General features: G+C 69.9%; 32 protein-coding genes. 10 read left to right on the top strand and 22 right to left on the bottom strand.

Going from position 1 to position 17,327, the window contains the following annotated elements; all coding sequences use genetic code 11:
• Positions 1–82 precede the first annotated feature (82 nt).
• The 20 genes from Mth01_RS12685 to Mth01_RS12595 all read right to left on the bottom strand — a co-directional run bounded on the left by Mth01_RS12685 (position 83) and on the right by Mth01_RS12595 (position 9,470).
• Positions 83–421: a hypothetical protein gene (locus Mth01_RS12685; protein WP_204016015.1), complete on the bottom strand. Its 339-nt coding sequence runs from the start codon at positions 419–421 to the stop codon at positions 83–85.
• Positions 418–639, bottom strand: coding sequence for a hypothetical protein (locus tag Mth01_RS12680; protein WP_204016014.1), 222 nt, complete (start codon positions 637–639; stop codon positions 418–420). Before Mth01_RS12680 ends, Mth01_RS12685 begins: the two co-directional genes overlap by 4 nt.
• The gene (locus Mth01_RS12675) at positions 632–967 is read right to left on the bottom strand and encodes a hypothetical protein (RefSeq protein ID WP_204016013.1); all 336 of its coding nucleotides are present in this window, start codon (positions 965–967) and stop codon (positions 632–634) included. Before Mth01_RS12675 ends, Mth01_RS12680 begins: the two co-directional genes overlap by 8 nt.
• Positions 960–1,124 carry a hypothetical protein gene (locus tag Mth01_RS12670; RefSeq protein ID WP_204016012.1) on the bottom strand — a complete coding sequence of 55 codons (165 nt, stop codon included), beginning with the start codon at positions 1,122–1,124 and terminating at the stop codon, positions 960–962. The genes Mth01_RS12675 and Mth01_RS12670 overlap by 8 nt, the downstream gene beginning before the upstream one ends.
• Positions 1,121–2,119, bottom strand: coding sequence for a DNA translocase FtsK (locus Mth01_RS30390; RefSeq protein WP_407695939.1), 999 nt, complete (start codon positions 2,117–2,119; stop codon positions 1,121–1,123). The genes Mth01_RS12670 and Mth01_RS30390 overlap by 4 nt, the downstream gene beginning before the upstream one ends.
• A complete protein-coding gene (locus Mth01_RS29680) occupies positions 2,116–2,385 on the bottom strand; it encodes a hypothetical protein (protein WP_239089615.1) in 270 nt (89 codons plus the stop codon). Before Mth01_RS29680 ends, Mth01_RS30390 begins: the two co-directional genes overlap by 4 nt.
• Entirely contained in the window at positions 2,382–3,224 is an 843-nt protein-coding gene (locus Mth01_RS12660) for a hypothetical protein (RefSeq protein WP_204016010.1), read from the bottom strand. Before Mth01_RS12660 ends, Mth01_RS29680 begins: the two co-directional genes overlap by 4 nt.
• Positions 3,221–4,243, bottom strand: coding sequence for a ParB/RepB/Spo0J family partition protein (locus Mth01_RS12655; protein WP_204016009.1), 1,023 nt, complete (start codon positions 4,241–4,243; stop codon positions 3,221–3,223). Before Mth01_RS12655 ends, Mth01_RS12660 begins: the two co-directional genes overlap by 4 nt.
• Positions 4,240–4,638, bottom strand: coding sequence for a hypothetical protein (locus Mth01_RS12650; RefSeq protein WP_204016008.1), 399 nt, complete (start codon positions 4,636–4,638; stop codon positions 4,240–4,242). Before Mth01_RS12650 ends, Mth01_RS12655 begins: the two co-directional genes overlap by 4 nt.
• Positions 4,638–4,835 carry a hypothetical protein gene (locus tag Mth01_RS12645; protein ID WP_204016007.1) on the bottom strand — a complete coding sequence of 66 codons (198 nt, stop codon included), beginning with the start codon at positions 4,833–4,835 and terminating at the stop codon, positions 4,638–4,640. Before Mth01_RS12645 ends, Mth01_RS12650 begins: the two co-directional genes overlap by 1 nt.
• Positions 4,832–5,275 (bottom strand): hypothetical protein, encoded by a 444-nt coding sequence (locus Mth01_RS12640; RefSeq protein WP_204016006.1) that lies wholly within the window; start codon positions 5,273–5,275, stop codon positions 4,832–4,834. Before Mth01_RS12640 ends, Mth01_RS12645 begins: the two co-directional genes overlap by 4 nt.
• Positions 5,268–5,939: a hypothetical protein gene (locus Mth01_RS12635; RefSeq protein ID WP_204016005.1), complete on the bottom strand. Its 672-nt coding sequence runs from the start codon at positions 5,937–5,939 to the stop codon at positions 5,268–5,270. The genes Mth01_RS12640 and Mth01_RS12635 overlap by 8 nt, the downstream gene beginning before the upstream one ends.
• Complete coding sequence (locus tag Mth01_RS12630; RefSeq protein ID WP_204016004.1) at positions 5,936–6,112, bottom strand: hypothetical protein; 177 nt, start codon at positions 6,110–6,112, stop codon at positions 5,936–5,938. The genes Mth01_RS12635 and Mth01_RS12630 overlap by 4 nt, the downstream gene beginning before the upstream one ends.
• Positions 6,109–6,552 carry a hypothetical protein gene (locus tag Mth01_RS12625; protein ID WP_204016003.1) on the bottom strand — a complete coding sequence of 148 codons (444 nt, stop codon included), beginning with the start codon at positions 6,550–6,552 and terminating at the stop codon, positions 6,109–6,111. The genes Mth01_RS12630 and Mth01_RS12625 overlap by 4 nt, the downstream gene beginning before the upstream one ends.
• Before the next feature lie 82 nt (positions 6,553–6,634).
• On the bottom strand, positions 6,635–7,336 hold the full coding sequence (locus tag Mth01_RS12620) for a hypothetical protein (RefSeq protein WP_204016002.1): 702 nt from the start codon (positions 7,334–7,336) through the stop codon (positions 6,635–6,637).
• Between the two features lie 11 nt (positions 7,337–7,347).
• A complete protein-coding gene (locus tag Mth01_RS12615; protein WP_204016001.1) occupies positions 7,348–7,800 on the bottom strand; it encodes a hypothetical protein in 453 nt (150 codons plus the stop codon).
• Positions 7,791–8,435 carry a hypothetical protein gene (locus tag Mth01_RS12610; RefSeq protein WP_204016000.1) on the bottom strand — a complete coding sequence of 215 codons (645 nt, stop codon included), beginning with the start codon at positions 8,433–8,435 and terminating at the stop codon, positions 7,791–7,793. The genes Mth01_RS12615 and Mth01_RS12610 overlap by 10 nt, the downstream gene beginning before the upstream one ends.
• Complete coding sequence (locus tag Mth01_RS12605; protein WP_204015999.1) at positions 8,428–8,877, bottom strand: hypothetical protein; 450 nt, start codon at positions 8,875–8,877, stop codon at positions 8,428–8,430. Before Mth01_RS12605 ends, Mth01_RS12610 begins: the two co-directional genes overlap by 8 nt.
• A 183-nt stretch (positions 8,878–9,060) precedes the next feature.
• Positions 9,061–9,222 (bottom strand): hypothetical protein, encoded by a 162-nt coding sequence (locus Mth01_RS12600; RefSeq protein WP_204015998.1) that lies wholly within the window; start codon positions 9,220–9,222, stop codon positions 9,061–9,063.
• Entirely contained in the window at positions 9,222–9,470 is a 249-nt protein-coding gene (locus Mth01_RS12595; protein WP_204015997.1) for a helix-turn-helix domain-containing protein, read from the bottom strand. The genes Mth01_RS12600 and Mth01_RS12595 overlap by 1 nt, the downstream gene beginning before the upstream one ends.
• A gap of 271 nt (positions 9,471–9,741) precedes the next feature.
• On the opposite strand from Mth01_RS12595, the gene Mth01_RS12590 reads away from it, so the two are divergent.
• The 7 genes from Mth01_RS12590 (at position 9,742) to Mth01_RS12560 (ending at position 13,200) form a co-directional block, all read left to right on the top strand.
• Positions 9,742–10,212: a hypothetical protein gene (locus Mth01_RS12590; RefSeq protein ID WP_204015996.1), complete on the top strand. Its 471-nt coding sequence runs from the start codon at positions 9,742–9,744 to the stop codon at positions 10,210–10,212.
• Positions 10,213–10,410: 198 nt separating this feature from the next.
• The gene (locus Mth01_RS12585) at positions 10,411–10,572 is read left to right on the top strand and encodes a hypothetical protein (RefSeq protein ID WP_204015995.1); all 162 of its coding nucleotides are present in this window, start codon (positions 10,411–10,413) and stop codon (positions 10,570–10,572) included.
• A gap of 82 nt (positions 10,573–10,654) precedes the next feature.
• The gene (locus tag Mth01_RS12580) at positions 10,655–10,813 is read left to right on the top strand and encodes a hypothetical protein (protein ID WP_204015994.1); all 159 of its coding nucleotides are present in this window, start codon (positions 10,655–10,657) and stop codon (positions 10,811–10,813) included.
• Entirely contained in the window at positions 10,813–10,965 is a 153-nt protein-coding gene (locus Mth01_RS12575; RefSeq protein WP_204015993.1) for a hypothetical protein, read from the top strand. The genes Mth01_RS12580 and Mth01_RS12575 overlap by 1 nt, the downstream gene beginning before the upstream one ends.
• Positions 10,962–11,429 (top strand): RidA family protein, encoded by a 468-nt coding sequence (locus Mth01_RS12570; protein WP_204015992.1) that lies wholly within the window; start codon positions 10,962–10,964, stop codon positions 11,427–11,429. Before Mth01_RS12575 ends, Mth01_RS12570 begins: the two co-directional genes overlap by 4 nt.
• A 119-nt stretch (positions 11,430–11,548) precedes the next feature.
• The gene (locus Mth01_RS12565; RefSeq protein WP_204015991.1) at positions 11,549–12,412 is read left to right on the top strand and encodes an NUDIX hydrolase; all 864 of its coding nucleotides are present in this window, start codon (positions 11,549–11,551) and stop codon (positions 12,410–12,412) included.
• A complete protein-coding gene (locus tag Mth01_RS12560) occupies positions 12,409–13,200 on the top strand; it encodes an MBL fold metallo-hydrolase (protein ID WP_204015990.1) in 792 nt (263 codons plus the stop codon). The genes Mth01_RS12565 and Mth01_RS12560 overlap by 4 nt, the downstream gene beginning before the upstream one ends.
• 8 nt (positions 13,201–13,208) lie before the next feature.
• On the opposite strand, the gene Mth01_RS12555 is transcribed toward Mth01_RS12560, so the two are convergent.
• On the bottom strand, positions 13,209–13,910 hold the full coding sequence (locus Mth01_RS12555; protein ID WP_204015989.1) for a Crp/Fnr family transcriptional regulator: 702 nt from the start codon (positions 13,908–13,910) through the stop codon (positions 13,209–13,211).
• 33 nt (positions 13,911–13,943) lie between these two features.
• Between Mth01_RS12555 and nth the strand changes: the two genes are divergently transcribed.
• The gene (gene nth, locus Mth01_RS12550) at positions 13,944–14,663 is read left to right on the top strand and encodes an endonuclease III (protein WP_204015988.1); all 720 of its coding nucleotides are present in this window, start codon (positions 13,944–13,946) and stop codon (positions 14,661–14,663) included.
• Between the two features lie 70 nt (positions 14,664–14,733).
• The gene (locus Mth01_RS12545) at positions 14,734–15,393 is read left to right on the top strand and encodes an NUDIX hydrolase (RefSeq protein WP_407695938.1); all 660 of its coding nucleotides are present in this window, start codon (positions 14,734–14,736) and stop codon (positions 15,391–15,393) included.
• On the opposite strand, the gene Mth01_RS12540 is transcribed toward Mth01_RS12545, so the two are convergent.
• Positions 15,328–15,966, bottom strand: coding sequence for a HEAT repeat domain-containing protein (locus Mth01_RS12540; RefSeq protein WP_204015986.1), 639 nt, complete (start codon positions 15,964–15,966; stop codon positions 15,328–15,330). The genes Mth01_RS12545 and Mth01_RS12540 overlap by 66 nt on opposite strands.
• A gap of 70 nt (positions 15,967–16,036) precedes the next feature.
• On the opposite strand from Mth01_RS12540, the gene Mth01_RS12535 reads away from it, so the two are divergent.
• Positions 16,037–17,221: a MarP family serine protease gene (locus tag Mth01_RS12535; protein WP_204015985.1), complete on the top strand. Its 1,185-nt coding sequence runs from the start codon at positions 16,037–16,039 to the stop codon at positions 17,219–17,221.
• Positions 17,222–17,327: the final 106 nt, after the last annotated feature.

Here is a 17,327-nt window from a genome sequence, read left to right as displayed (position 1 = left end):
GCGATAGCGGCAGGGGTACACGCGGGGCAGCGCGGCCCGGCGAGGTACATGCGGACGTTGCCGATCGTCGTGGTTTGCGCGGTCACATGTACCTCCGGCGGTCACGTGCGCGGGCTTTCTGCTCGGCCCGGCAGAGCAGGCAGTCGCGTTCGACGTGGCCACGTCGCCGCCGCCACCGGGTGGTTTCGGGCCGCCACGGGTGGCGGTTGCCGCAGTGGGTGCGGGCGTCCAACGTGGTGGCGAGGTGGTCGGGTTCGACACAGTCCGACGTTCCGCAGACGGTGACGATGGGGTGGGGGCCGGGATCGCCGTGGACGGCGGCGTAGGCGGCGCGGCGGGCAGATCGGCCGCCACGCAGGATGGGCAGGCCGTCCCGGACGGGGCCGTCCCACGGCATGCACGGTGTGGACGTTGGCTTCATGGCGCCTCCCGCAGGTGCGGGGCGTCGTCTACCAGGCGGTACTGGGTGAGGAATGCCTGCAGCGGGATCAACCTGTCCCAGGTGGCCGACGTGCGCGCCTGGTAGGACCAGCCGCGGACCTGGCCGGCTTCCGAGCGGAGGACGAAGAACTGGCGGGATTCATCGGCGCGGCGCGCCCAGATCTGGGCGGCGTGCACCTGGGGGGCGGGGTCAAGCATGGGCGGCCTCCAGTACGGCTTGCGCCGCCTGGTCGGCCTGCTCACACTCGGCGTGGTCGACGCAGAAGTGCATGCCCTCATAGGTGACGCCGCCGGGCTGGTAGGCGAGCACGGCCAGGGCGCGGACCAGGGTCTTGATCGCGTCGGGGCGGTGGCGGCCGCCGAATTGGAGGTCGTCGCCGTGTTCGGCGATCACCTGGGATGCCCGGCCGACGGCGCGTTCCCGCTCCTCGAAGCTGGTGCCGGCGAGCTCAAGAACCCGCAGAGGTACGAGGGCCTGGATGGTGATGGCGAGTTTGCGGCGCGTGATGGCGGTCTGGTCAGTCACGGGCTGTCCTCGGGTCGGCGAGGGCGTCCAACTGCCGGCGGAACCGCGCGGTCCGCTCCATCGGGGTGCGCGCATTCCGTGCCTCGGCCTCGGCGCGTCTCCGCTCACGGGCCTCCCGGGCCGCGCCGCGATGCGCGGGGCCGTTCCAACGGGTCATTCCGCCGCCTCCCCACTGCGGATCTTGAGTACGATCTCGTCGGCCTGGTCCGGCGGGACCAGGACGTCGCGGGCCTTGGAGCCCTGCGCAGGCCCGACGACGTTCCAGCTCTCCAGCAGGTCCATCAGTCGGCCAGCCTTGGCAAAGCCGACCCGGAGTTTGCGCTGGACCATCGAGGTCGAGCCCAACTGGGTGGACATCACAAGCTCGGCCGCCTCCACCAACAGCTCGAGGTCGCCACCTGGTTCATCGGTGTCGAGTGGCTCTCGCGCGGGCGGGGTCCGCAGCAGCTGCTCGGCCGTCTCCCGGTCGTCTTCGTCGACCAGGAGCTCGCGACGCCACGGGCTGCCCGGCAGTTCCTCACCCGCGTCCAGGTGACCGGCCGGCATCCAGATCCCGATGAAGTGGTTCTCTGCCTGGATCAGCAGCGGGTCCGTGGGCTCTGGCCCGACGAACACCGACAGCCGCTCCCCTTTCCGTGCCGCCTTAGTCCACCGGCGCAGGTACGTCGGGGTGAGGAACAGCGCCGGGGCGGCCGGGACGTTCGGCCGTGCGAGGATCCGGCCCACCAGCGAACGCCAATTGCCGAGCACCGACTGGGCCCGGCCGTGCAGGATCAGGCGAGTGCCGTCCTCGGAGTCGACCGTCAGCCCCAACGACTCGACCGTGTTGCCTCGGTCGGTCACCGGCACCGGGACCCGGTCGATGACCAGCCGCAGCTGCGGGTCGTCGTCCTTGCTGTGCTTGAACAGCTTCAGCATCGCGGCGGCCTCGGACCGGTCGATCGCGATCACCACGTCGTCAACCGGGTCGCCGACGGGATGCCGGGCCGCGCCGAGGGTGTACCGGTCGGTCGCTACGGCGTACAGCACATCTGCGCGGGTCTCGATACGGATGACGCCGAGCTCGGGCAGGGTCGGATCGTTGACCGTGTGTGGCAGCACCGGGTCGATCAACTCGTGTAACTCTCGGGTGGTCATGTCGATACGGGTCACAGGGGCGGGGCCTCCTCGAGGAGTTCGGGCCACCGCTTGGCCCGGTACGCGGCCACGTCGGCGGCGGACTTGGCGGTGAGTTCGTACGTGAGCCGGTCGGGGGGCTGGGCCGTGGCGCCGCATTCGGGGCACGGGCCAGGGGCGACTCCGATGAACGGCTCCACGCGGAGGGACCGCTTGTTGATCCGCGCCTCGGCGGTCATCACGGTGCGCAGGCGGCACCCGCACACGGGGCAGGGGTAGTGGGCTTCCAGCGCGAGCATCATGCGGCCCCCCTGCGTGCTGCAGCCCGGCGCCGCCTGTACTCCTCCGCCCCGGCCACGACCAGCGGGGACCGCTCCCCGTGCTCCCGCCTGTACCGGTCGCAGCGGGCAAGCTCAGTCAGGTCCATCTCCGCTACCCGGCGCTGCAACTCCGCAGCGAGCCACGCGTCCGGCAGGTCGATCAGGTCGTCGTCCCACGCCGCGAGCGGCAGCCAGCCCTTACGTGCCGCGCGGCCGCGGGTGTACGACACTGACTTCCGCTCTGATCTGGTCGTCTCCGGCGGCGGCTGATTCCACAGGCGTTCGGTCAGGTCCCGGACCTTCCGGGCGACAGCGACGCCCACCCGCTTGCTCGTCAGGACAGCGTTCAGGTTCGCCGGCCACATGCCGATCTGGCGGGCCTGCTCGGCGACGGACCAGCCGACGACGCACAGGGCTTGGATACGGCGCCGAGTGGCCGTGCCGTCGATCACGGACGACGGGGGGAGCGTGTCCAGGTCCAGGCGTACCGCGAGCAGTTTCTCTGCTGTCTTCGGCTTGATGCGTTTCGGTGGCGGCCTTCCTGCCGCTGGGGTGCCGTACAGCAGCCGGTGGACGGTGTACCGGGAAACACCCGCGAGGCGGGTAGCGCGACGCCAGCCGATACCTTGGTCGGCCAGCAGCGCGAGGTGCTCCCGGACGGGGTCGGCGTCGACGAGGGGGTTCCACTGGCCGTAGGCGATCTGACGGCTGCGCATGTTCTGGTAGTCACGATGAGCTTTGGTGCAGCGGGGGCAACGGCAGCCGTCCAGGGTGTAGCCCGCCTGGGTGCCGTGCCGTACGGCGCGGGTTTCCGGGCTCATGCCGTGGCCCCCCGGTCCCGGTGCGCGGCCGCCATGACGATCTGCTCGTCTTGGCGGATCACGGTCTCCCAGCACTGGCCGCAGGCGACCTTGCCGATCCGGCGCCGGGCGGTGTGCTCCCGGGCATCACAGGTCCGCTGAGCACGCTTGGCCAGCGGGTGGTTGATCGTGAGGTAGTCCGGCTCCCAGGCCCACGCCTGGTCGCTACCACCGGCCTTCACCCGCTGCTTCTTGCGGAACTTCCGCACCGCGGCGACGGCCTCACCGGCGGTGATCTCACCTGTGCGGACCTTCTCACGTCCGGCCTCGTCCAACTCCAGGAGGGCCAGGAGGTAGGAGACGGTGGAGTCGGGAATGCCCGTCCGGGTGCTGATGAGCGCGTTGGTGTAGCCGCGGGAGCGGAGTTTGCCGAGAGCTTCGGCTTTCTCCATCGGGTTCAGGTCGCGCCGTTGAACGTTCTCCACGATCATGACCTCGATCGCGGTGGCATCATCCATGTCAGCGTGGATGACCGCAGGAACGACTGCGAGGCCTGCCTCGCGAGCGGCCGCGAGTCGGCGATGCCCCGCCAGCAACTCATACCTGTCGGCCACTGTGGGATGGGGTCGTACGGTGAGCGGCTGCAGCAGCCCGTGCGCGCGGATCGACGTAGCGAGTTCGGAGATGTCGCCGACCTCGTCGCGTATGTTGCCCGGGTTGGCGTGGATGCTGGATAGGGCCAGGTCGATCGTCAGCGGCGGATCAGCGGCGGGTTGTTCTTTCGTCCCGCCGGTTTTCACCTGCTGCGCCCACTCCAGGTGGGCGCGGTCGACCCCGGCGGGAACAGGGATCCGACCGCCCCGAGCGCCGGGACAGCAGACCCGCCCGTCGGAGCCGACCAGCCACCCCTTGCAGCTCATCACGAGTTTGCGGACTGCGCCGAGCGGCCAGTCCATGAGATCAGCCGTGTCCTGCACGGTGTGACCGGCCGCCAGCAGCGCCAGCGTCTTGGACATCGACTCCGCCATCGGCCTGGTCATCTGGCCTCCCCAGTCAGGGCTCGGGCTGTACGGCCTGCCGGGCAGATGTGCTCAGCCCACGGGCAGTCGTACGAGCTGTGCTCGTGTGCGTGGTCCTCGAGTAAGTCCGCGAGCGGGCCCCGTACCGCCTCCCGGATGGGCTGGCCCGTACGCAGGGCGGCGGCCGCCGCGCTCAGGTCCCGGGTGATGCCGCCCGTGCCGAGCAGCGTCTCCGCCACGGTGGCCAACTCGGCCGGGAGGCGGCGTGCGAGCGCCGCCTGCCGCTCCCGAGCAAGGTCGGTGCGGGCCTTGGCCAGTTGGGCGTCGGTGTGGGCGAGCATCCGCTCCAGCCGGGCGACGTCGTCGACCAGCTGCCGTTTAGTGCTCGCCCACAGCCACAGGCGTGACCCCCACATCAGCAGTCCTCCGCGGGGAAGACGTCGTGCAGGTCGGCAGCGACGATCGCGTCGAACCGTGCCCGGGTCTCCGCGGTCTGTCGTCGGGCCTGCCGCGCGTCCCACGCACCCCAGGCCCAGAACCCGACGATCACGACGACGAGCGCGCCGACGAACACCAGCACCACGGGGATGAGTAGGTCGAGGAGGCCCTTCACCGGCCCTCCATCCGGGTCGAGTGGATCTCCCGGAGCTGCCGCACGCACGTGTCCGGCACCGCCGGATGCAGGCGCACCCACTCACTGGCGAGGGTCTCGATCGCGCCGGACACGCGAGCGAGGTCGGCGTCCGCCCTGGCTTTGTCCTCCTGCAGGCGGGCCATCTCCTGCCTGGCCGCCCGGACCCGGCCAGCCTCACGCTTACGGCCGACCTGGATCCCGTACATGGCGCCCCACCAGCCGGCCGCTATGGCGATCGCGGCCATCGCGACCACGACCACGGGCGAGCCGGTCACGACGGCGGCGGCCACGATCAGCGTCACCATCGCGCTGACCGCCCACGCGGAGGCGTACGGCGGGACCTCCGCAGCGGCCCGCTCCACCGGCGACAGGTGGACATCCACCTCGACGCCGGCCTGGTCCTGGTCGAGATCACTCATGGGCCGCCCCGCCATCTGCCGGGCACGGGCCGAATTCCGAACAGGAGCAGCCGCCCGTCGGGGCGCCCAGCTCATCGGCGAGCTGGGCGCACTGGGCAGCCTTCTCACGCGCTTCGGCCTCGTACTCGCGGGCGTAGTCCTCTCTGTGGCCGGACCACTCCTTCACATGTGCCAGCTCGTAGGTCTCGATCTCGGCGAGCACCTTGAGGACGTCCTCGCGGGTCGCCCATGTGTCGTCCAGGACCGGCGTGGTGCCCTCGTATAGGCAGTTCTGCACGTAGCTGTAGACCGTGTTCAGCGAGATGTGCGCCTTCCGGTCGTACGGCGCGGCCTTATAGAACATGGCCACGCGGCGGCGGCCGAGCGGGTCGACGATGTGGGACCACATGGAATGGTCGGAGGGCACCCGCGCCCAGCCTTCCGGGAGGACTGCGCGGCGGAACAGCGGGTCGTCCTCAACCACCTCGCCGAGCTGGAAGCCGAGCGCGGTCAGATCGTCGTCGCTGCCGCCCTGGATCCAGGTGGGAATGGTCTCGGAGTTGACCAGCTCCTGCTGGCCCTGGGCCTCCCACCGTTCGATCGACGCCGACGGTCCGCCGGGTCCCATCGCGTCGGCCAGGAGCAGCAGCGGGTCGGTCTTGGTCGTGTCGCGAGGGCTGTTCATCCTGCGCTCCTGGGGGTCTCGTACGGCTTGCGCCCGAGGACCGGGCGGGCGATCGCGGCGTCCACCACCGGGTGCGCGGCGGCACCCTGTACGGCCCTGGCCAGGCAGCCCCACCCGGTGAAGGATCCGTGCCGTACGTGGCGGCCTCGGCGGCGGGAGAACAGCGCGGTCACCGGGCACCCCCGCTCGCGTTCAACGCGTCGTGCGCCGCGTCCACCCGCGACCACGCCCCGTCCGGGTCGTGCGACAGCTCCCCGTTCGCCGGAGGGACCGGCGCCCCCAGCACGGCGAGCGTGTCCGCCGCGCCCTTGGCGGCGTCCCGGCCGCGCTGGGCCTGCTGCAACGCGGCCCGCTTCTCCAGGTCACGCTCCTCGATCCAGGCCTTCCGCTCCTCGATCCAGGCCTTCCGCTCCTCGATCTCCGCCGCCCACTTGTCCATGTCGGCCTGGCAGGCGTCAGCCAGCGCGGCCTGCTGATTAGCGAAGGTGACGGCGTTGTCGTAGGTGGAGCGCAGGCTCCCCAGGACGGTTTGCGCGGCCTCGTCGGTCGCGAACCTCACTGCCGGAGCTGAGGCGACGAGCTGATCAGACGGCTTCGGCTTGTTGCCGATCATGGTGATCTCCGTTCGGGAGTCGGGGTAAGGAAGGCTCGGGGCCCCGCTGCTCACCCCCGAAGAGCAGCGGGACAGGGCGAGGTCAGGAACAGGTCTCCGGAGGGAGATCAGTGAGGACGACGACGAACGGGTCCGACCCGCACGCGCAGAACAGGACCGCGTCGAGTTCGCCGGACCAGTCGTAGGACCATCCGCCGCAGTCGAGGTGGCCGTACCGGTGCAGCGTCTTGATCAGCACGCCCGGGGTGTCGTACTCGTACTCGGAGCAGGTGATCTGCACCACGGGAAGGAGACCCGAGGGGGTGAGCACCGTGTCCGGAACCGACCGCCACCCGCCCCGGTCGTCGAGCAGGACCCAGCCGTACCCGGCGTGCAGGACCGGCACCTCGTACGGCCGAGCGATCCCGTGACGGATCTTGTAGCCCCATGCGTACGCGTCAGTGACCTTCGCCCGGTCGATCCGGTCGTGATCCCGCCGACACGCGTCCAGCAGATTCGACGGCGAGTTCGACACCGCCCTGCCCTTGCGTCCGGGGCCGCCGGTCCCTTTGGCCATGCGGTGCGCCCGCTCCACGGCGGGGGCCAGGCCGCCGCATTCCAGGCCGACTTCGCACAGCCCGCCGGAGCGGTGCCGTACGAGCGCCACGACCTTCGCCGGTAGCGGCTTCGGCCCGGCCGTGGCCTTCTTACCGGGCTTCCCGCCCGCCTTGCCGACCGCGCGGATCGACGTCTTCCGGGCCAGCTGCTTGGCCCCGCGTGACAACGGCGTGCGCCTGGGGGGCATCGGGGACCGCTTCATCCCGCCACCGCCTGGGCGGGCACCGGCCGGGCGACGACCCGCACCCGGGCGTGGCGGTCCCGATGCAGCCGGCGGGCCGTGCCCTGCCGGGGCTGGACCATGACGACCAGGCAGTCACATGTCGGGCAGGGGCGGGGGTCGTCGAGCACCAGCAGCTGCGGCAGCCACCGTTCCCCTTCCGGGTCCCACAGCTGGATGTGGTCGGCGCGGCGCAGCCCGCCGAACGCGAGGTGCTCGACGCAGCGGCCGATCGTCCGGCAGCCGTCCTCCCGGCACATGCCGGCCTGGTCCTTCAGGTCGAGCACCACCTGGTGGAGCTGCTGCACTCTCGCGCAGAGGGTGGCCGAGCGGGTCGACCCGTACGTCAGGAGCGCCCGGGCGCGCAGCCAGTCCTCTTCGGCCGCGTCGATCTGCGCGGTCATCTCAGCAAGCGATGCGGTCACTGGCATGACTCACACCCCTGCGGCGTGAGAGGGCCCGGGATGCTGCCGATCGGCACGTCCTGCTGCGTGTAGTCGTCGCGGGACATCAGCGGCTGCATGGTGCCGTCCGGGGTCTCCCTCGAGTAGCCGCCGGCCCAGTGCCAGCGCTGCCCTCGGCCGTCGACGTAGTGGAGATTCAGGTCCCACACCGTGCCGGACGGGTCGACGGCTCGGGCCGAGTCGTCCTCGGTCCACGTCCAGTCGCCCTCCGGCAGGCCCTCACCGCCCACCTGGGGGACGTCACGGACCAGAACGATCGGCCCTTCCACGCCGCGGTGCAGCGTCTCCCAGCTCGTCCACTTGTTGGTGCCGGATCGGAGGCTCACGGTCATGCCGTCGCTGGTGGCGAACCACTCCTTGCCGAACCGGTCGGCCCAGATCTGGCCCGGGCGCGGCTCTCCGTCGGCAGGTCGCACGCGCGTGACCGTGCAGTCGCGGGCGTCGAGGTAGAACGTGCCGTACAGCTTTGACCCGTCGGCCGTCGTGACCTCGCCGATCAACTCGCGACCATCGTGGTCGGGGTCCTCGATGACCTCGACGACACGCACTTCGCTGGCGATGCGCAGGATCTCGTCCCGCTGATAGGTCGGGGTGTCAGCCACGGGACACCTCGCCCTCGGCCGGGCCGACCAGGTCCAGGAGCGCGGCGGGAATCTGCCACTCGATCATCTCGTGCAGCACCCGGTCGTCCGGGCTGGTGATCCTCTTGGTGACGGCCTGCTCGCAGACGTCCTCAGCCTTCATGTAGAGCCGCACCCGGAGGCCGCGCACGGCGCCGTGGACGTTGACCGCGTCGTAGGATCCCGCGGTGTCGACCTCGGCGCGCGTCCCCGTCATGTGCGGGATGAGCGTCCGCGCGTGGACCAGGGGGTCGTCGAACAGGTACAGCGTGACCGCGGTGGACACGTGCTTGCCGACGACCGGCAGGGGCACCTCGGGGTGCTCACGCAGCAGCCGGGCGAGGGCCTCCAGGCCCTGGATGTATTCCTCGCGGGGATCCGGCGCCGTGGCCGTGTCGCCCGGGACCGGTACCGTGGTGGTCACTGATCCACCACTCCTTCCTTCACGGGATCTGTTGGTGGGTCCTCGAGGTCCTCTCCGCGCACTCGGTGAGGACCTCGGTCTGTCAGGAGGCGGGGGCCTCGTTGCGGTCGAGCTCGGCGAGTTCCTCGCACCGGGCGAAGAACCCGCAGATCGCGTAGACCGAACCGGGCTGGGTGAAGGTGTTCACGCGGCGACTCCCTTGCACGTGTCGGGACTGAGCAGCGGTGTGCCGCCGGGCCGGAGGATCAGCACGAGCCGGGCGATCTCCTGCTCGGTGAGGGGCGGCCAGTCGGCGGCCGCCGCCCATCCGGCGTGGAATGCCTCAGAGTCGGGGTTGATCGCCATCAGGCTGCGGTCTCCTGCTCGGGAACGAAGTCGCCCTGCAAGGCCGGGCGCTGTCCGGTGGCCACGGGGACGCGGCTGATAGCTGCGAGGGGGATCTCCAGCGCGATGGCGATCCTGTTGAGCAGGTCCAATGACACGCGCTTGGTCTCGTTCTCGGCGTTGCTGAGGGACTGCGGTGTGATTTTCACAGCCTCGGCCAGCTCCTTCATGGACTTCTTGCGGAGCTGGCGGATGGTGCGTATGGCCACCCCGTTGTGTGAAAGGGGTGGACGGGGCGGGTGTGGCATGGCGCCACATTAGGGTCTGACTCCACTTTAGGCAAGGTCGCACACAGGTGCGAATCAAAAATGATCTACGTTTCCGAGTCGGCGCATGCCATGAGCTGGGGGCATACTGATTCCAAATCAAGCGTTGACGCCTAAATGTGATTCGTTATGCTCAAGCTGTCTCCACTGGCGTAGACAGCTCAACCCGCACATGCAGGTACAGCAGCAGCACCCCATGCAGAGGAGCGGACTGATGGCAGGGCCCGAATGGACCCAACTCGCTGACCTACTCATCGCGCGGCGCAAGGAGCTGTCGCGCGCGCTGGACGCCGACTGGAGGTTCCGCCGGCGCTTTGCCGACGCTCACAACCTGGACTATCGGACCGTGTCGGACCTCGAGGTCGGGCGGCGAGACAACTACGAAGCGCTCACCTATCGGCGGATCGAGAGCGCCTACCGGTGGGAGACCGGGTCGGTCGAGGCCGTCCTCGGCGGGGGGGCGCCGATGCCGGAGCCGATCGTGCCGACGGACGAGATCGGTGATGTCGGTCCGGGTGGTCAGCGGGTGCTGGTCGAGCATGTGCGCGTTGGCGAGTTTGAGGCGCACCTGACGGCTGCAGCCGAGGTGGCGGAGGCGATGAGCGACGAGGAGCGTGATGAGGCGCGCCGCCGGACGATCGCCAAGCTACGCGAGTTGCTCGTAGATCTAGATCTTCAGGTGTGAGCGCTACTCACAGTGCGCGTGTTCGACTGGAATGCTATTGAGTCTTGACGAACCCCACTACACCCGGTCTAGCCTGGCCGGACCACAAATTGGACCGTTTTAGGCGGTGTGATGCCCAGCAGCTTCGTGCAGGTAGTCGAAGCCTCGTTTCCGCCCCCGTATCATGGCCCTCATTTCGTCACGACTCGACGAGGAGTGGTGATCACGGTACCGCCGGGCTACCCCCGGGACATCCTCGCGGTGCTCGCCAACCAGCTGTACCCCGAGTCCCAGCAGCCGGCGATCCGGAAATCTCTCGGTCTGCCTCCACCGGTTACCGCCGTGCAGGCCGCCCGGGCGGCGCTGAGCAGTCTGCCTTGACTGACCGCAAGGCGACGGCACTTACCCTTCCCTGCGGGTAGGTGCCGTTTTTGCGTTCGAGGCCTGGCGTAGAGTGCCGACCATGAAGCGCTACGAATACGCCACGGTGCCTCTGCTGGTCCATGCGACGAAGCAGATCCTCGACAACTGGGGCGAGGACGGCTGGGATCTCGTCACCGTGATCCCAGGTCCGAACCCGGAGCAGCTGGTCGCCTACATGAAGCGGGAGAAGGGGGAATAATGCGCGGGATTCGTACTACCGGCCCGCTGCTCGTGCACGCCACGAAGCAGATATTGGATAACTGGGGTGAGGACGGCTGGGAGTTGGTCTCGGTCATCCCCGGTCCCAACCCCGAGCAGCTGGTCGCCTACATGAAGCGGGCCAAGTCATGAGCGCGGCGACCCCGGAAGAGCGCCTCGCCGAGCTCGGGCTGACCCTGCCCGAGGTCGCGACCCCGCTGGCCGCGTACGTGCCCGCGCTGAGGACGGGCGACTACGTGTACACCTCCGGCCAGCTTCCCGTGGTCGACGGCAAGCTCGCCGTCACCGGCAAGGTCGGGGCCGAGGTCTCGGCCGAGGACGCCAAGGAACTGGCCCGCATCTGCGCGCTCAACGCGCTGGCGGCCGTGAAGTCCGTGGTCGGCGACCTGTCCAAGGTCGTACGGATCGTGAAGGTCGTCGGCTTCGTGGCGAGCGCGCCCGACTTCACCGGTCAGCCGGTGGTCGTGAACGGTGCGAGCGAGCTGCTCGGAGAAGTCCTCGGCGACGCGGGCCGGCACGCGAGAAGCGCGGTGGGCGTGGCCGTCCTCCCGCTCGACGCCCCGGTCGAACTGGATCTCGTCGCCGAGGTCCGCTGACCCGAACGGGCTGGAGTCAAGCTGAGGCGCGGGCGGGACTGGCATTGCGTCAGTCGGGACATATGCGGAAATATCGGGACGGTTAACCGAATCTCGTTCTGCTGGGAGATGGGGACCGTATGAGGATCCCGCTGCCGGGCGAGCTCGGGGAGCGGGCTCGCGATGTCCTCGCCGGCCGTGTCGCCCCCGTCCGCGCCCGTGACGCCGCCACCGTCGTCCTGCTCCGCGACGCCCCCCTGGAGGCGTACCTGCTGCGCCGCACGGCGACGATGGCCTTCGCCGCGGGGGCGTACGTGTTCCCGGGGGGCTCGGTGGACCCCCGCGACTCCGATCACGCCGTGGCGTGGGCGGGGCCCGCACCGGCCGAGTGGGGAGAGATCCTCCGCGCCGACGAGGCCGTGTCCCGCGGCCTGGTGTGCGCCGCCGTACGGGAGACCTTCGAGGAGTCCGGAGTCCTGCTCGCCGGGCCCGACGCCGCGACGGTCGTGGCCGACACGACCGGGGACGACTGGGAGGCCGACCGCCTGGCGTTGATCGGGCGGACGCTCTCGTTCGCCGAGTTCCTCGACCGCCGCGGGCTCGTGCTCAGGTCCGACCTGCTCAAGGCGTGGGCGCACTGGATCACCCCGGAGATCGAGCCCAGGCGGTACGACACCCGGTTCTTCGTGGCGGCGCTCCCGCCCGGCCAGCGGACCCGTGACGTGGGGGGCGAGGCGGACAAGGTCGCCTGGCTGAGCCCGCGGTCCGCCCTGGCCGGCGCCGCGGCGGGCGAGGTGTTCCTCCTGCCGCCGACCCATCGCACGCTGCAGGAGATATCGGCATTCGACGCGATCGACGGGGTGTTCGCGGCCGAGCGGAACATCAGCACCGTACAGCCCGCCGCCGTGGAGGTGGACGGACAGGTCGTTCTGGACGTCTCTGAGGTCTCTGCCGGCATTGACGGGCCAGAGGGCTCAGCGGACGAGAAGGAGACGAGGCCATGAGCGGCCTGCGCATACCCGTGGACGGGCCGGACGGCTCGGGTACGGCCCGGGCGACCAACCTCCTGGCGCCCAACGCGTCGCCGATGACGCTCGACGGCACGAACACCTGGGTCCTCGGCAGAGGAGAGAGCGTGCTCCTCGTGGACCCGGGGCCGGACGACGACGCCCACCTCAGGCGGGTGGCCGACCACCTCGGCGAGCGACAGGTGGCAGCGGTCCTGCTCACGCACGGCCACCCCGACCACAGCGGCGGCGCCGCGAGGTTCGCGGAGATGGTCGGCGCCCCGGTCCGGGCCCTCGATCCCCGGCATCGGCTGGGAGACGAGGGCCTGGACGACGGCGACGTCCTCACCGTCGACGGCCTGGAGGTCCGGGTGGTCGGCACCCCCGGCCACTCGTTCGACTCGCTCTGCTTCTGGCTGGCGCAGGATCGGGCGATGCTCACCGGGGACACCATCCTCGGCCGGGGCACCACGGTGATCGCTCCCGACGGGAACCTCGCCGACTACCTGCGCAGCCTCGACAAGCTGAGATGGAGCGCCGAGATGCTGGAGGCCGAGGCGCTGCTGCCCGGGCACGGGCCGATGCTGCCCGACCCGATCGGGAAGATCGACGAGTACATCGCCCACCGGCGGCAGCGCCTGGACCAGATCCGCCAGGCCATCCGGCATGGGGCGAGGGATGCCAGGGAGATCGTCGAGATCGTCTACGCGGACGTCGGCGAATCGCTGCGGGCCGCCGCCGAGGCGTCCGTCGCGGCCCAGCTCGACTACCTCAAGAACCTGTAGAGCGGCGCCTACCGGGAGCGGTTGTAGAGCCGCTCCCAGTCCATGATGACCACGGCCTTGGCCTCGATGCGCAGCCAACCGCGCTGGGCGAAGTCGGCCAGCGCCTTGTTGACGGTCTCCCGGGAGGCTCCGACCAGCTGGGCGAGCTCCTCCTGGGTCAGATCGTGATGGACGCGGATGCCGTCGTCGGTCTTCTGCCCGAAGCGGTCGGCCAGGTCGAGCAGCTGCTTGGCGACCCGGCCGGGCACGTCGGTGAAGACCAGGTCGGCCAGCACGTCGTTGGTACGGCGCAGCCGCTGCGCCAGGGCCCGCAGCAGGTGAAGGGCGACCTCGGGGCGGCCGGTCAGCCAGGGCCTGAGGTCGTCGTGGCCGAGCCCGGCCAGGCGGACGTCGGTCAGCGCGATCGCGGAAGCCGTACGAGGGCGGGGGTCGAACAGCGACAACTCCCCGAACATCTCTCCGGGGCCGAGCACGCTCAGCAGGTTCTCACGGCCGTCGGGCGCGGCCCGCGAGAGCTTGATCTTTCCTTCGAGCACCACATAGAGCCGGTCGCCCGTCTCGTTCTCGCTGAACAGCGTGCGCCCCTTGGGCAGTTCGACGATGGTGACGCTCGTTCGCAGCGCAGCGGCGCCTTCTCGGTCGAGCGCGGAGAACAGGGGCGCCTTGCTCAAGACTTCTTCGGTGCTCACGGTGCCTCCCTTGCTTGCCATTGTGGACCCCTGCCCACCGCGTAGGCTTACGGGGTGCCCCGTAAAGTCCCTTCGGAGGGTGAGTCCCGGCTCGCGCTCGTACGCCGCGCTCGGCGGATCAACAGAATTCTGGCCGAAACTTACCCTGACGCCCATTGCGAGCTCGACTTCGGCTCCCCTCTCGAGCTGCTGGTCGCCACGATCCTCTCGGCGCAGTGTACGGACAAACGGGTAAATGTGGTTACTCCGGTACTTTTCGCCAAGTATCGGACGGCGGGTGACTACGCCGCCGCCGACCGCGAGGAGCTGGAAGAGATCATCAAGACGACCGGCTTCTACCGGGCGAAGGCGAACAGCATCATCGGCATGGCCCAGACCCTGTGCGAGCGGCACGGCGGCGAGGTCCCCGGCAGGCTCGCCGACCTGGTCGACCTCCCCGGCGTCGGCCGCAAGACCGCCAACGTGGTGCTCGGCAACGCCTTCGGCGTCCCCGGCATCACCGTGGACACCCACTTCCAGCGCCTGGCGCGCAGATTCGGCTGGACCGCCGAGACCGATCCCGTGAAGATCGAACACGAGATCGGCGGCCTCGTCCCCAAGTCCGAGTGGACGATGCTCTCCCACCGGCTCATCTGGCACGGCCGGCGGATCTGCCATGCCCGCAGGCCGGCCTGCGGCGCGTGCCCGGTCGCGACGCTGTGCCCCTCGTACGGCACGGGCCCCACCGATCCCGCCGAGGCGGCCAAGCTCGTCAAGCCGGGACCGTTCTCCTGACACCACCGGTCGGCACGCGTTCGGAGTGTGACTGGCGTAACCTGCGTGGGACGTTGCATCGGAGGTGGTCGTGGCTCCCGGATGGTTGACGGACCTCGCGGCGGAGGCCGGGTACGCGCCGGTGCCGAAGGCGATGCGGCCGCCGGCGAACGGCGAGGGCCGGCGCGCCGCGGTGCTCCTGCTGTTCGGGGAGGGGCCGCAGGGCCCTGACATCCTGCTCATCCAGCGCAGCTCCAGGGGGCGCGTACACGCCGGCCAGCCGGCGTTTCCCGGCGGAGGCGTGGACCCCGAGGACGGCGGGCCGATCGCGGCGGCGCTCCGGGAGGCCCGGGAGGAGACCGGGGTCGAGCCCGACGGCGTTCAGGTGATCGGCACCATGCCCGAGCTCTATCTGTGGCGCAGCGACAACCGGGTGACGCCGGTGCTCGGGTGGTGGCACACGCCCAGCGCGGTGCATGCCGCCTCGCCGGACGAGGTCGAGTCCGTGGAGCGCGTCCCCATCGCCGAGCTGGTCGACCCGGCCAACCGGCTGCGGCTGCGCCACCCCGCAGGGATCATGCCCTCCGTGGCCTTCCGGGTGCGCGGCATGCTCGTGTGGGGCTTCACCGCCGGGGTGCTCGACGGCGTGCTGGCCGCCACCGGGTTCGAACAGCCCTGGGACCGGTCACGGGTCGAGGATCTGCCCCCCGATGTCGTCGCACTCGCCTCCCGGGACCGTACCCGAGGCTGAACCGCCTCCGCCCAGAGCCAGGCCCAGCGACGCCCAGTCGGCCACGTCCTCGTCCGGGTCGCCGGTGAGCCGGTGCAGCGCCGCCATGCCCGCCGGGTCGGGAGGATCGCCCATCACATGGGGCAGGGCGTAGGCCGCGCCGTACCGGACGGTGGGATGGACGTTCTCGGACAGCCTGATCACCGAGGGCAGCGCGCGCCGGTCGCGCAGGTGCCCGAAAGCGAGCAGCACCGAATAGAGCACGCGGGGGTCGGTCTCGCTCGCCGCGAGGTGGCGTAGGACGGGCAGCGTGCGGTCGGTGAACGGCCGGTCCCGGCCGAGCTCTCCGAGGATGTCGGCCCCGAGCACCCGTTCGGCGGTCGCCTCGCTCGCACACAACCGCCTGGCCAGGGTGAACGTCTCCAGATCACCGCGTTTCTGCAGCGCCGTGATCGCCTGCCATCTGACCGGCCCGTCCGGGTCCGTGTCCGAAAGCGCGATCCGGACCAGTTCGTCGACCCGCCCGTCGATATCGGCGGCGGGATCGCTCGGCCTTCCCTCGACTCCGTGTTGTCGCCCCTCCGATTCCCCCATGACGTCACGATATCGATGAGACCTTGCCGACGCCCGCACGATACGCAGCGTGGCTGGCTACCGTTGAGGTGTGCACGGCGATCTCCTGGACCTCATTCTGATCGGCCTGGTGCTGGCCTTCGCTGTATCCGGATACCGGCAGGGCTTCATCATCGGGGCCTTCAGCTTCGTGGGCTTTCTCGGCGGCGCGCTTCTGGGGATGTTCCTCGCGCCGCCCGTCGTCGGGGCGATCGTCAGCGGTGTGCTCGAACGGGCGCTGCTGGCCATCGTGATCGTTTTCCTGGCGGCGACGGTCGGGCACTTCGCGTTCTCCACGATCGGCGTGGTGGTGCGCAGCCACGTGACGTGGGAGCCCGCCAAGATGGTCGACGCGTTCGGTGGCTCGGTGGCCGGCGGACTTTCGGTCCTGGCCGTTGCCTGGCTGCTCGGGTCGCTGCTCGTGTCGCTGAGCATCGAGGTGGTGAAGGACCAGGTCAGCCGCTCGGTGGTGTGGCAGACGGTGGACGACGCCATCCCGGACAACGTGCGATCCTGGCAGAAACCGTTCCGGGACTTCGTCAAGGCCTCCGATTGGCCCCAGGTCATCACGGCCATCGACGGGCGCAACGTCGCGCCGCCCGACCAGGGCGTGCTCCGAGGCAGCCCGGGGCTGACCAGGGCCAGGCACGCGATCGTCAAGATCCAGGGCACGGCTCCGAGTTGCGGCAAGCGCATCGAGGGCACCGGCTTCGTCTACGCCCGGCATCGGGTCATGACCAATGCCCATGTCGTCGCGGGAGTCACCGACGGGCTCAGGGTCACCGACTCCACCGGCTCGCAGCATGAGGCGAAGGTCGTGCTCTACAACCCGGACCGGGACATCGCCGTCCTGCTCGTCTCCGACCTGCAGGCCGGGCCGCTGCGGTTCGACTATTCGGCGGAACGGGGCGACAACTCGATCATCGCCGGTTATCCGAAGGGGCATGGCTTCACCCCGGCGGCCGCGCGGATCCGGGTCAAGCAGCGGGCGGAGTCGTTCAACATCTACAACGACCGCAAGGTGAACCGGGAGGTCTACGCGATCCGCGGCGACGTCCAGCCGGGCAACTCCGGCGGCCCGCTGCTCAGCCCGGACGGCAAGGTGTACGGAGTGATCTTCGCGGCCGCGATCGACAAGAAGGAGACGGGCTTCGCCCTGACCGCCGAGGAGGTCCTGCCCGACGCCGAGGACGGCACCGCCGCCGTCGGCAGGGTGAGCACCCAGGAATGCGACTAAAACTTCCATCGCCCCCCTTCCCCAGCCCCGTGTCCCCCCTCCATCCCCATGATCTTGCGAATTCTCGCACAATCCCCGGCTGACCTGCGCGAATCACTTTCGTGAT

This window comes from Sphaerimonospora thailandensis (assembly GCF_016863115.1).
In the GTDB taxonomy this organism is placed as follows: Bacteria; Actinomycetota; Actinomycetes; order Streptosporangiales; family Streptosporangiaceae; genus Sphaerimonospora; species Sphaerimonospora cavernae.
This window is presented reverse-complemented; position numbering and strand designations above follow the sequence as displayed.